At 68.3% G+C, this 12,340-nt stretch carries 10 protein-coding genes; 5 read left to right on the top strand and 5 right to left on the bottom strand.

Annotation, left to right across the window (positions count from 1 at the left end):
* Positions 1-19: 19 nt before the first annotated feature.
* From JGU66_16175 to JGU66_16155, 5 genes are all read right to left on the bottom strand, one after another.
* Positions 20-1,534, bottom strand: a complete 1,515-nt coding sequence (locus tag JGU66_16175; GenBank protein MBJ6762307.1) for an ABC-F family ATP-binding cassette domain-containing protein — start codon at positions 1,532-1,534, stop codon at positions 20-22.
* A gap of 235 nt (positions 1,535-1,769) precedes the next feature.
* Positions 1,770-2,705, bottom strand: coding sequence for an aldo/keto reductase (locus tag JGU66_16170; protein ID MBJ6762306.1), 936 nt, complete (start codon positions 2,703-2,705; stop codon positions 1,770-1,772).
* Between the two features lie 98 nt (positions 2,706-2,803).
* Positions 2,804-3,901, bottom strand: coding sequence for an SPFH/Band 7/PHB domain protein (locus tag JGU66_16165; GenBank protein ID MBJ6762305.1), 1,098 nt, complete (start codon positions 3,899-3,901; stop codon positions 2,804-2,806).
* Entirely contained in the window at positions 3,889-4,380 is a 492-nt protein-coding gene (locus tag JGU66_16160; protein ID MBJ6762304.1) for an NfeD family protein, read from the bottom strand. The genes JGU66_16165 and JGU66_16160 overlap by 13 nt, the downstream gene beginning before the upstream one ends.
* A gap of 124 nt (positions 4,381-4,504) precedes the next feature.
* Entirely contained in the window at positions 4,505-4,813 is a 309-nt protein-coding gene (locus JGU66_16155) for a hypothetical protein (GenBank protein MBJ6762303.1), read from the bottom strand.
* Between the two features lie 235 nt (positions 4,814-5,048).
* Here JGU66_16155 and JGU66_16150 point away from each other — a divergent pair, with 235 nt between their 5' ends.
* The 5 genes from JGU66_16150 to JGU66_16130 all read left to right on the top strand — a co-directional run bounded on the left by JGU66_16150 (position 5,049) and on the right by JGU66_16130 (position 12,338).
* Positions 5,049-8,066 carry an error-prone DNA polymerase gene (locus JGU66_16150; GenBank protein ID MBJ6762302.1) on the top strand — a complete coding sequence of 1,006 codons (3,018 nt, stop codon included), beginning with the start codon at positions 5,049-5,051 and terminating at the stop codon, positions 8,064-8,066.
* A 91-nt stretch (positions 8,067-8,157) separates the two neighbouring features.
* The gene (locus JGU66_16145; protein MBJ6762301.1) at positions 8,158-8,844 is read left to right on the top strand and encodes a hypothetical protein; all 687 of its coding nucleotides are present in this window, start codon (positions 8,158-8,160) and stop codon (positions 8,842-8,844) included.
* Between the two features lie 1,135 nt (positions 8,845-9,979).
* Entirely contained in the window at positions 9,980-10,252 is a 273-nt protein-coding gene (locus JGU66_16140) for a hypothetical protein (GenBank protein MBJ6762300.1), read from the top strand.
* 435 nt (positions 10,253-10,687) lie between these two features.
* On the top strand, positions 10,688-11,686 hold the full coding sequence (locus JGU66_16135; GenBank protein MBJ6762299.1) for an ATP-binding cassette domain-containing protein: 999 nt from the start codon (positions 10,688-10,690) through the stop codon (positions 11,684-11,686).
* Positions 11,679-12,338, top strand: a complete 660-nt coding sequence (locus tag JGU66_16130) for an ABC transporter permease (GenBank protein MBJ6762298.1) — start codon at positions 11,679-11,681, stop codon at positions 12,336-12,338. The genes JGU66_16135 and JGU66_16130 overlap by 8 nt, the downstream gene beginning before the upstream one ends.
* Positions 12,339-12,340 lie beyond the last annotated feature (2 nt).

Raw genomic sequence — 12,340 nt, 5'->3', positions numbered from 1 at the left:
GGGATTGGTGTCTCGCGTCTCAGGTGGGGGCGGGCTCGGTGCTCACCGTCACGCTTCCGTGACCCACGCGCCAGGCTTCCTCGGTGCAGGCCTGCGCGAAGGGGCCGTCGTGACTGACGAGCACGAGGGCGCCGGGGTACTCGCGCAGGGCGGTCTCCAGCCGCTCGATGGACGGCAGGTCCAGGTGGTTGGTGGGCTCGTCCAGCACGAGCCCCCACGCATGCTGTCCCAGCCCCTGGGCGATGAGCAGCTTGCGCGCCTCGCCAGGGGAGGGCTGCTCGGAGGCGAGCAGTCGCTGTGGATCCACGCCGAGCGCCGCGACGAGCGAGAGCACGCGGCCGCGTTCCTCCGGTGGCAGCTCGCGCACGGCGTCGAGCGTGTCGCGGGCCTCTTGAACGCTCACGTCCTGGGGCAGGTAGAGCACGCGCTCGCGAGGCACGCGCAGGTGGTCCATGAGCGCGCGCAAGAGCGTCGTCTTGCCCGCGCCATTGGGGCCTTCGATGCGCACCCGTGACTCGCGGCCCACCGACAGCTTCACGGGGCCGAGCACCTCCACGTCCCCTGCGCGCAGCGACGGCACGTCCAAGGTGCACAGCCACGGATTGGGCGAGCGCACGTAGTCCACGAAGAGCGAGCGGCCCACGGTCTTGTCCGGGACGAACTCACCCACCGCCTTCTCGGCGCGCTCCAGCTCGCGTCGGCGCGTGCCCACCTGGGCGCCCAGCCGAGCGTCCGCCCAACTCGCGACCGTGGAGGCCGCGAGCGTGCGCGCGTCGCTGTCGTACTTGTTCTTCATCCGCTTGCCCGTGCTGCGCGAGGCGGAGGAGGCCTGCTGTTCACGGCGGGCCTTGTCCAGCAATTGCGCGGCGCGATCCCGCTCGCTGCGCGCCTGCTGGTGCGCTGCCACCTCGGCGTCGCGCGCGGCCTCCCAGTGTCCTCGCGCGGTGGCGTAGGCGCCGGGCCACAGGTGCACCTCGCCCGCGTGCACGCGCAGCGTCGAGGTCGTGAGGGCCTCGAGCAGCGCGCGATCATGTGACACGACGACGCCCACGCCCTTGAAGCGACGCAGCGCGGACACCAGCCATGCGCGGCCCTCCACGTCCAGGTGGTTGGTGGGCTCGTCGAGCAGCAGCACGGTCGGCTCGGCGGCCAGCGCCGCGCCAATCTGCCAGCGCTTGCGCTCGCCAGGAGACAGCGAGGACCAGCGCTCCAGCGCGGTGACATCCAACCCGAGCTGCCCATGGAGCCGGCGCGCCAGCGCGTCATACGCGTCCGCGAAGGCGGCGATCTCGGGCGTGAGCGCCTCCACGCTCTGCGGACACAGCCGAATGAGGGGCGAGGGCGGCTCGAACTGGAGGTGTCCGTCGGTGGGCGTCAGCTCTCCGGACAGCAGCCGGAGCAAGGTGGACTTGCCCGCGCCGTTGGAGCCCACGAGCCCCGTCCAGCCCGAGGGCAGGTGGAACTCGACATCGGTGAGAACAGGAACAGCGTCAGTAAAGGCGAACGACACGCCATGCGCGCGAAGGGATGACAAGCAGCGACTCCTGAATCCGGATCACGCCCCGAAGAGCGCGAAGGGGTACGTCAACGGCAACCGGGGATTCAGGAGTGCAGGCGCAAGGGTGTGACGACCTCGTGTGGCGGAGGGCGGGTCCCTCCAGAGCGACAAGAGGGCGGCGGCCCTCGGGATGACGCGTCGAACAGCGCAGCTAGCTATAAACGGCGCGCGCAGATGATGCAACTGCTCGCTCCCCGCGCGGCCGGCGGACTCACGGCTCGGCGGAGGCTTCGGTCAGCAGGCGGACCTGTTCCGCGCTCAACTGAAGCTGGAGCATGGGCAGCAGGTCCTGGAGCTGCTCGACGGTGCGCGCGCTGGCGATGGGGGACGCGACCGAGGGCTGGGCACGCAGCCAGGCGAGCGCCACGGCGGACACGGTGGTGCGCTGCGCGGAAGCCACCTCATCGAGCGCGGCGAGGACGCGCAGGCCGCGCGGATTCAGATAGGCACGGGCGCGCTCGGCGCGGGCGCTCTCCACGCGCTGGCCGGGCCGGTACTTGCCGGTGAGGAAGCCCGCCGCGAGCGCGAAGTAGGGCAGGGTGCCGAGCTTCTCGCGCTCACACAGCGATTGGAGCGAGCCCTCGAAGCCCGCGCGCTCCATCAGGTTGTAGTGGGGCTGCAGGGCCACGTAGCGCGCCAGGCCATTGCGGCGCGAGACCTCGAGCGCCTGGGCCAGCCGCTCGGCCGAGTAGTTGGAGGCGCCCAGGGCTCGCACCTTGCCCTCGCGCACGAGCGCGTCGAACGCGCCCAGCGTCTCCTCGAGCGGTGAGCCGTCGTCGATGTGTGCGTAATACAGGTCGATGTAATCGGTCTTCAGCCGGCGCAGGGAGTCCTCGGCGGCGGCGCGGATGTTGGCGGCGGACAATCCCTTGCGTCCGGAGAGCTGGCCCACCTTGGTGGCCACAATCACGTTCGCGCGGTTGTGGCGCGAGGCCATCCACTTTCCCAGGAGGGTCTCGGACTCGCCGCCTGAGTTGCCGGGGATCCACGCGGAATACACGTCGGCGGTGTCGACGAAGTTGCCCCCGGCCGCCGCGTAGGCATCCAGGACCGCGAAGGTCTGCGGCTCGGTGGCTGTCCATCCGAAGACATTGCCACCCAGACAGAGGGGGGAGACGTTCAGCGCGCTCGTGCCGAGCTGGACCATGGTGCGTGCTCCTCGCGTTGAGGAGGCCGCAGTAATCCAAAGAAAAGCGCCTCGCCATGCAATCATGGGAGGCGCTCAGGACTGCTCAAAGACAGTGTTCAGTCGTCCTTGTTTTCAGTGGGCGGCAGCGGCCGGCGCACCGGGACGGGCGCGGGCTCGTTCAGGTTGCGGGCGATGGTCTGTGCACTCGTCGCCGAGGCGGTGGGCCGGCCCGTGGGCGCGGCGGCGCGCTTCTGGGCGGCAGGCTCCGAGTTCACGTTGGTGAACAGGTCCTTGAGCACGCCAATCGAGCCCAGGGCCGCGGTGGCCTCGTAGGGGATGAACATCTTGTTGGGGCCCTTGCCCAGCTCCTGGAGCGTCTCCAGGTAGCGCAGCGCGAGCACCTCGGGCGTGGCGCGGCCGTTGTGGATGGACTCGAAGAGCAGGCGCGTGGCCTCGGCCTTGCCCTCGGCCTCCAGCATGGTGGCGCGCTTGTTACCCTCGGCGCGGGCGATCTCCGCGTCGCGTTCGGCCTCGGCGCGGAGGATGCGGGAGATCTTCTCGCCCTCGGCCTGGAGGATGGCGGCGGCCTTGTCGCCCTCGGCCTTGGTGACCTCGGCGCGGCGCTCGCGCTCGGCGGTCATCTGCTTGGCCATGGCGGCCTTGATGGCCTGGGGCGGCTCGATTTCGCGCAGCTCCACGCGCGTCACCTTCACGCCCCACTTCTCCGTGGCCTCGTCCAGGACCATACGCAGCTTGGTGTTCACCGTCTCGCGGCTGGTGAGCGTCTGATCCAGCGTCAGCCCGCCCATGACGTTGCGCAGGTTGGTCATGGTGAGCTGCTCGATGGCCAGCGCCAGGTTCTCCACCTGGTAGAGCGCCTTGGCCGGGTCGATGATCTGGTAGTAGATGACCGAGCCGACCTCCATGTTCACGTTGTCGTGGGTGATGACCTGCACGGTCTCGAAGCCCATGACCTGCTCACGCAAGTCCACCATGGTGGTGCGCAGGAAGCGGTTGCCCGTGCGCATCTCCATGGCCCGGGGGCTGTCCAGGAACGGGATGAGGATGTTCAACCCGCTGGTGGCCACGTTGTGGAACTTGCCGAGCCGCTCCACCACCATGACCTTGGCTTGCGGCACGATGCGGATGCCCGTGATGAGCGCGAAGCCCACCACCAGCGCCGCGATGATGAAGACGACAGTCAGGAAGTCCATCCGGCCTTCTCCTTCTTTTCCTGTGCGGAAATCTCGTGCGACGCGGAGGCGCGTCGCACCCATAGCTTGAGGCCCTCGACCTGCTCGACGGTGACGCGCTCGCCCTCGGGCACGGGCCCTGACAGCGACCGAGCCGTCCACTGCTCCCCGTTGATGCGCACCGCGCCCCCGTGCCCCTCGGTGAGCGCCTCCACCACGACCGCCTCCTGGCCCACCATGGCCTCCACGCCCGTCTTTAAGTGCGCCGCGCGGCGCATGAAAGCGTGCTTGAAGATGGTGCGCGAGGCGCTGAAGAGCGCCGCGGAGACCAGGGTGAAGAGGAACAGCTGGCCGTTGATGCCCAGGCCCACGCTGGCGGCCAGCGCGGCCGCCAGAGAGCCCACGGCGAACCACAGCATGACGAAGCCGGAGAGCTTGATTTCCAGGGCGCCAGCGAGCAGCGCGGCGATGATCCAAAGCTGCCAGGCGGAGGGGTCCATGTTCCGCTCTTTGGCAGCCGGGTCGCCCTCCTGTCAAACCCGCGAGTCTCCGAGGAGGGTGGGTTGCAGTCCGGGCAAGGGACGCCGCCGGCCCGAGTGGGGGACCGGCGGCGGCCCGAGGGCCTCAGCCCTTGGCGGGCGGAGACGAGGACTCTGGGGCCTTCTCACCGCAGACCTGCTGCGAGGCGCGGTCGGCCGCATCGGACTTGGGGGCCTCGTTCTGGGACGTCTGCGGCCCCGTCCGGCACGTCCCGTTGCAGACGCCGTAGGTGCCGCAGTTCGTCCGCGCCGTCCCGTCGGAACACAGCCAGTTGCACGAGCCCGAGCAGGAACAGACCACATCGCACTGATTGGGCGCGGCCATCGCGGGAGCCCCCATCGCCAGGACTGCGAACAGCGCGACGCGGGCCAGGGACTTCAATCGCTCACTCATGATGCCTCCGTGAAGAGTTTCACAAGCACTGTCGTGGATGACAGCGATTGAAGCCTAGCGAAGTGGAATGAAATGGCAAACATTATCCTGCCAGGGAATGCCAGACACCGTGACGCGGCGGGTTCGATTTGGCCGCCCGACGTCCCGGGGTGTTCCATCAACCCACGAGGTTCTCCACCCACCGAGCGAAGATCCAATCTAGCGCCTGAACGCCCGCTCAGTGTTTGGATCCGGTGTGACCTACGCCGAGCTCGTGTGCCGCTCCAACTTCTCGTTTCTTCGCGGGGCCTCCCACCCCGAGGAGCTCATCTCCACGGCGGCGCGCCTCGGTCTGTCCGCGCTGGCCCTCACCGACGTGGACGGCCTGTACGGCGTGGTGAAGGCCCACCTGGCGGCGAAGGAGCACGGGGTGAAGCTGCTGCTCGGCGCCGAGCTGACCCTCGAGGACGGCCCGCCCGTGGCGGTGTACGCGCAGAACGCGCGGGGATACTCGAACCTGTGCGGGCTCGTCTCGCAGAGCCGCATGTCGCATCCCAAGGGCGAGTCCGGGCTGCCGTGGCGCGCGGTGGCCGAGCGCTCCGAGGGACTGCTTGCGCTCTTGCCCGCGCCCGCGCCGCCTGCGGTGGTGGCGCCCCTGGCCGAGGCCTTCGCGGATCGCTTCCACGTGGGGCTGTGCCGCTCGCTGTCCGCGGGGGACGCGGGGCGCGAGGTTCGCTCGGAGGCGCTCGCCCGTGCCCTGGGCGTCCCGCTGGTGGCCCACAACGACGTGCACACGCACCACCGTCGCCGCCAGCCCCTGCAGGACATGCTGGTGTCCATCCGCCACGGGGTGCCTCTGGACGCGGCCGGCACGCGCCTCATGCCCAACGGCGAGCGCACGCTGAAGTCCCCGGAGGACATGGCGCGGCTGTTCGCGGATCGGCCCGAGGCGCTGGAGCACAGCCTCGCGCTGGCCTCGCGGTGTCAGGCCTCGCTGGATGACTTGCACTACCGCTTCCCCGAGGAGGACCTGCCGCCCGGGATGAGCGCGAACGAACACCTCCGGGACCTCACCTCCCGGGGGCTCCAGGTTCGCTACCCAGGCGGCGTGCCCGCGGACGTGGTGAAGCAGATTGAACACGAGCTGCGCCTCATCGCGGCCCTGGACTTCGCGGGGTACTTCCTGGCGCTGTGGGACATCGTCCGGTTCGCGCGTGAGCAGGGCATCCTGTGTCAGGGGCGAGGGAGCGCGGCGAACTCGGCGGTCTGCTACGCGCTTCAAATCACCTCCATCGATCCGGTGCGCATGGGGCTGCTCTTCGAGCGCTTCCTCAGCATGGAGCGCAAGGAGCCGCCCGACATCGACGTGGACTTCGAGCACGAGCGCCGCGAGGAGGTGCTCCAGTACGTCTACGCGAAGCACGGACGTCAGCGCGCGGGCATGGTGTGCGAGGTCATCTGCTTCCGGGGCCGGCTGGCCCTGCGCGAGGCGGGCAAGTCGCTCGGGCTGTCGTTGGATCAGGTGGACCGGCTGTCGAAGGTCTCGGCGGCGCACGGCTTCGAGGTGACCCCCGACGTCTTGGCCGAGGCCGGCCTGTCCGGGGGAGACGCGCGCGTGAGGCAGACCTTGGCGCTGGCCGCGGAGCTGGAAGGCTTTCCGCGCCACCTGTCCATCCACGTGGGCGGCTTCGTCCTGACGCGCGAGCCGTTGGTGGAGCTGGTGCCGGTGGAGAACGCGGCCATGCCAGGCCGCACCGTCATCCAGTGGGAGAAGGATGACATCAGCACCATGGGCTTGCTGAAGGTGGACCTCTTGTCCCTGGGCATGCTCACGGCGCTGTCGAAGTGCTTCGCGTTGATCCGCGAGCACCACGGCAAGGAGCTGTCCCTGGCGACCATCCCGCCCGAGGACCCGAAGGTCTACGACATGCTGTGCGCGGCGGACACCGTGGGCGTGTTCCAGGTGGAGAGCCGCGCCCAGATGAACATGCTGCCGCGCCTCAAGCCGCGGACCTTCTATGACCTGGTGGTGGAGATTGCCCTCATCCGCCCGGGGCCCATCGTGGGGAAGATGGTGCATCCCTTCCTGCGGCGCCGCGATGGATTGGAGCCGGTGCACTATCCCAGCGAGGCGGTGCGAGACATCCTGGGCAAGACGCTGGGCGTGCCGCTGTTTCAAGAGCAGGCGATGAAGCTCGCCATGGCGGCGGCGGGGTTCTCCGCGGCGGAGGCGGATGGGTTGCGACGGGCGCTCAGCCACAAGCAGGCCGAGTCGCGCATGCTGTCCTATCGCGAGCGCTTCGTGGAGGGCTGTGTGGCTCGCGGGTACGCGCGCGCCCTGGCGGAGGAGTGGTTCGGGAACTTCCGAGGGTTCGCCGAGTATGGGTTTCCAGAGAGCCACGCGGCGAGCTTCGCGCTCATCGCCTATGCGTCGAGCTGGCTGAAATGTCATTACCCGGCGGCCTTCGCGGCGGCGCTGCTCAACTCACAGCCCATGGGCTTCTATGCGCCACACACCTTGGTGGCGGACGCGCAGCGCCATGGGGTGGAGGTGCGCGAGGTGGACGTGCGGCGCTCGGATTGGGACTGCACGCTGGAGGAGGATGGCGCGCTGCGGCTGGGATTGCGGATGGTGCGGGGGCTGGGCGACGCGGTAGGCCAGCGCGTGGCGGCGTCTCGGGGCGAGGGCTATGCGACGGTGGGCGAGCTGGCGCGGCGGGCGCGGGTGCCTCGGCATGAGCTGACGCGTCTGGCCTTGGCGGGGGCGCTGGGCTCGTTGTGCGGGGCGCGGCGGCAGGCGCTGTGGGACATCCAGGCCTTGGGGCCGTTGGATCCGGACGACCTCTTCTTCGGAATGGCCATGGATGGCTCGGCGGTGGAATTGCCTCCGATGTCCGTGCACGAGCGGGTCTGCGCGGACTACGACACGGTGGGGTTGTCGTTGGAGAAGCACCCGTTGGAGCTGTTGCGGCCGAGCTTGAAACGGCTGGGGGCGGTGACGGCGGAGGGGCTGAAGCAGGTGCCGGCGGGCCGGACGGTCTCGGTGGGCGGATTGTCCATCTGTCGTCAGCGGCCCCCGACGGCCAAGGGCGTGTGCTTCGTGTCGCTGGAGGATGAGACGGGGATCGCCAACCTGGTGGTGCCGCCCGAGGTGTATGCGCGGTGCAGGAGGGAGATCCACGGATCCTTGTTCCTGGTGGGGCAGGGGGTGGTGGAGCGCTCGGGGCAGGTGGTGAACGTGAAGGTGCGGACCGTGATGTCCGTGAGTCGATGATCCGACGAGGGATGATCCGGAATTCCGGGGGCTGTAGTAGCGTCCGGGAACTCTCAAGGAGGGCTCGCAGGTGCTCAACGGTCTCCGGTGGTTGGAATCGCTGTTCGATCGCGTGGGTCTCGGAGGCGTGGTGAACGACGCGCGCGAGATGCTGCGGTACTACGTCCAGGGCCGAGCCCCTGACGTGTCCCGGAGCGCCTCGCCTCGGACGTCGTCGCCTGTACCGGATGGCTCCGTGGAGAGGGTCGAGGTGCCGGAGTTCTCGGGAGCGGCGTTCCTGCCGATGACGGGGCGGATGGAGGTCCGACCGGCGGAGGCTCGGCGCAAGCCAGCGAAGTCAGCGGGGGTTCGAGTGAAGAAGGCAGCGGTGAAGAAGGCGCGTCCGGCGGCGAAGAAGGCAGCGGCGGGGGTCCGCAAGAAGCCCGCGGCGCGCAAGAAGGTCGCGCGGGCGCCCGAGCCGGGGGACGTGGTGGGGCAGTTGGTGGACGCGCTGCGATCGCACCCCAAGGAATCGGTGCTGGTGTCGGCTGGTCGACAGAAGGATCAGCTCCTGCGCTCGCTCATCCCGCTCTATCTGGCGCGCTCGCTGGACGTGGAGGTGACGTCCGGGACCATGTCGCGTTTCTGGGGTGAGTTCGGCGTGACGTACGCGGCGCCCAACGCGGCGAAGGCGCTGCGGCTCCATGCGGGCTACGCGCAGGACACCAAGAAGGGCAAGGCCATCACGTCCAAGGGCGTCAAGTACGTCGAGGAAGCCCTGAGTCAGCTCCGCGCCTAACGAGGTGAACCCATCATGATAGTGGCCGGCAGGTCACTTCGTCATTTGGTATTGCTGGGGAGCTTGGCTTTCTTGGCGTGTTCCAGTGCCAGGCGGTACTACCTGCACAGCGAACTCACCAAGTTGGAGGGAGCTCCCCAGTTGGCCGTGGCGCCGGGGCCATGGCCGGAGGTTCCGAGCGTCGTTGCAGATACGCCGGAAGTTCCAGATGACTTGGTGGTTCCGGCGTTGAGCGCATTGATGGCGCTGCCAGGGGCGACCGACGCTTGTGACCCCATTACAGGTCGTCCTCGGCCTGATGCTTCGGAATACTGCGTCGCGCTCTACCAGACACCAGATGACTGGCGTGTCTCTTGGCCAATCCGTGGTTTGACGGATTCGGCCAACTCGTGTTGGCCACCATTTGGTGGAGTTGCGGATTCCGACTTTGGAAATGAACTCCCCGTGTTTGGCTATGCCCACAATCACCCATGTGGGACAGGGGCGAGTAGTCGAGACCTGGCAAATTGGCCGAGAGCGAAATCCCAAGAGGGAGATTGGATTGTGGTCGCATACGCGACCAGTCCGAGTGGGAGGCTCGCGCGCGACTCGAACGGGCAGCCCATTCCAGCGTTGGGCTGGCTTGCCACAGGACATCGAGATGAGCCGCGCTTCTACAAATGGGATCGTGGCGGTGCGGTCCATAAATGGAGTGCTGGCGCGCGAAGGTGGGTGTTTCAGGCGAAGTGCCAGCCACGATTCTCCGGTGTGCTGACCCCTGCCGGAGCAAGGCCTGAATGCGATCCATCATTTGACTGGTAGGTTGGTTCGTCTTCATCGGCGGCTTCTGGGTGGTGTCGGTATGATTGAATTAGGTGTCGCACTTCTGGTGTTGCTTGGGGGCGCTGACGGGGGCGCTCACGCGCCGACTGGAGTGCGGGCTCGGGATTCCAGCAGCGTGGCCCCGCAACGGGCTACGCCTGCAACGAGTGTCCACGTCGTTGGCGTTGATGCTTCTGTTGACCGACGGGACGGGGACGCGGGTGTGGCGGTTCAGCCAAGCCCCCCCGGTGGGTATGGCACTCAGGGGGCTCCTTCTGGGGCTGATGCCTCCACTGCGTTCGAATGGCCGAGCGACGTTCAGCCCCTGGCGACGCTGGATGGCTCCGCGGTGGTGGCCGCGAACGCGGTGCTCCTGCGTGTGGTGGCCCGTTTCCCCAAGGAGTATGCGGGGACGTGTGCCTTCTCGGCTCAGGCCTTGGAAGTGGTCGTCGGAGAAGCCAAGGGTCTGTACATCGTCCGCGTCAATCGCCGGATGGATCGCTGCAAGGGGATGGGGCCCGGCGGAGACTTCGAAACCGATTGGTTCGAACTCTATGCGGTATCCCGGGAGGGCCGGATCCTCGAGCGCTATCCCTATTCGCCGTGATGCTCGGTCGCTGTCCGTCACTGCTCCCATCAGTTCCTTGCATCCGCGTGGCTTGACACGTCGCGCCTCGCGCCGTACCACTCCGCCCGTGCTCCTAGCCTGCGCTCGCTGTTGTCCCCACGTCGTCGCCACCTGGTGTGGCCACGAGGGAGCCCGCGTGCGCACGTAGTCTTCGAAGAGTGGTCGGCTTCTCGCCGACGCCTTCTCGCGCCGCCCCGGTTCCGCGCCTCGGACCGGGGCGTTGTCGTTTCCGCCTCCCGGTCTCCCTGTGCCCCTCGTGCCCGCTCCCCGAGCGACACGGCGCACGCCAGCCTGCTCGGTGGGGCGCTCCTCTCATTGCCTCCCGCCCCTGAATCATGAACCTGGCCGCTTTGTTCATCGCCATCCCCAGCGCTCGCCGCCCCTCGCGTGCGAGCACCCCCGCCGGAGTGGTCCGTGGTTGAGCTGCACGAAGTCACCAAGCTGTATCGACAAGGAGATCGCGACGTGGCGGCCCTGCGCGAGGTCTCCCTGCGCGTCGCCCCCGGCGAGGTCTTCGGTGTCCTCGGCCAGAGCGGCGCCGGCAAGTCCACGCTCATCCGCTGCGTCAACCTGCTGGAGCGCCCCACCTCGGGCACGGTGCGGGTGGACGGCAAGGACATGCTCTCCCTCGATGACCGTCAGCTCCGCGAGGCGCGGCAGGGCATCGGGATGATCTTCCAGCACTTCAACCTGTTCGCCTCGCGCACCGTGGAGGGCAACGTCGCCTATCCGCTCGAAGTGGCGGGCTGGTCGCGCGCGCTGATTCGTGAGCGCGTGGCGGAGTTGCTGGCCCTCGTGGGCCTGTCTGACCGCGCGCAGGCCTATCCCTCCCAGCTCTCCGGGGGACAGAAGCAGCGCGTGGGCATCGCTCGTGCCCTGGCGCCTCGGCCCCGGTTGCTCCTGTCCGACGAGGCCACCTCCGCGTTGGATCCCGAGACGACGCGCTCCGTGCTCGACCTCCTGCGAGACATCAATCGGAAGCTGGGCCTCACCATCCTCCTCATCACCCACCAGATGGATGTGGTGAAGGAACTCTGCGACTCCGTCGCGGTGCTGGAGCGAGGCCAGTTGCTGGAGCAGGGCAAGGTGCTCGACCTGTTGTCCCGTCCCGGCACGCGACTGCATGGGCTCTGCTACGCGCCGTTCGCCATGCGCGAGTGGCCCGCGAATCCGGGGCGCCGGCTGGTGGAGTTGTTCCTCGTGGGCGCGCATGCGACTCGGCCCGTGCTCACCACCATGGCGCGCCGCTTCGACGTGGACGCGAACTTGATGGAGGGCACGTTGGATCGCGTGGGTGGCGCGCCCGTGGGACGCCTGCTCTTCGAACTCACCGGCGAACCCGAGGCGGTGAGCCGAGCCCTCGACTTCCTGCGAGAGCAGGGCCTGTCCCCCGAGGAGCGTGCCCATGTCTAACGAGCTGCTGAACTCCCTCTGGATTGCCACGGGCGAGACGCTCTACATGACCTCGGTGGCCGCGGTGCTGGTGCTCCTGGCGGGCCTGCCCCTGGGCGTCCTGTTGGCCATCGCCGACGCGGGCGGCCTGTGGCCCCGTCCCGCGCTGCATCGAGCCGTGGGCGTGCTCGTCAACGTGGGGCGCTCGGTGCCCTTCATCATCCTCATGGTGGCCATCGTCCCGCTGACGCGCTTGCTCGCGGGCACCACGATTGGCACCACCGCCGCCATCGTCCCCTTGGTCGTGGCCGCCATCCCCTTCATGGGGCGCGTGGTGGAGCAGGCCCTTCGCGAAGTGGATCCGGGAAAGATTGAGGCCGCGGTCGCGATGGGGTCCACCCATGCGCAGGTCATCCTCCGCGTGCTCATCCCCGAGGCACGCGCGTCTCTCATCCGCGGGCTCGCGCTGATGATTATCAGCCTGCTCGGCTACAGCGCCATGGCGGGCGCCGTGGGGGGCGGTGGTCTGGGCGACCTCGCGGTGAAGTACGGCTACATGCGCTTTCGCACCGACGTGATGCTGGGCTGTCTCGTGGTGCTGTTGGTGCTGGTGCAACTCGTCCAGTGGCTGGGCGATCGGCTCGCCGCCCGATTTGAACGCACGTCTTCTTGAGT

The sequence above is a fragment of the Myxococcaceae bacterium JPH2 genome (assembly GCA_016458225.1).
Taxonomy (GTDB): domain Bacteria; phylum Myxococcota; class Myxococcia; order Myxococcales; family Myxococcaceae; genus Citreicoccus.
The sequence above is the reverse complement of the archived record's forward strand: the minus strand, read 5'-3'. Positions and strand labels throughout refer to the sequence as shown.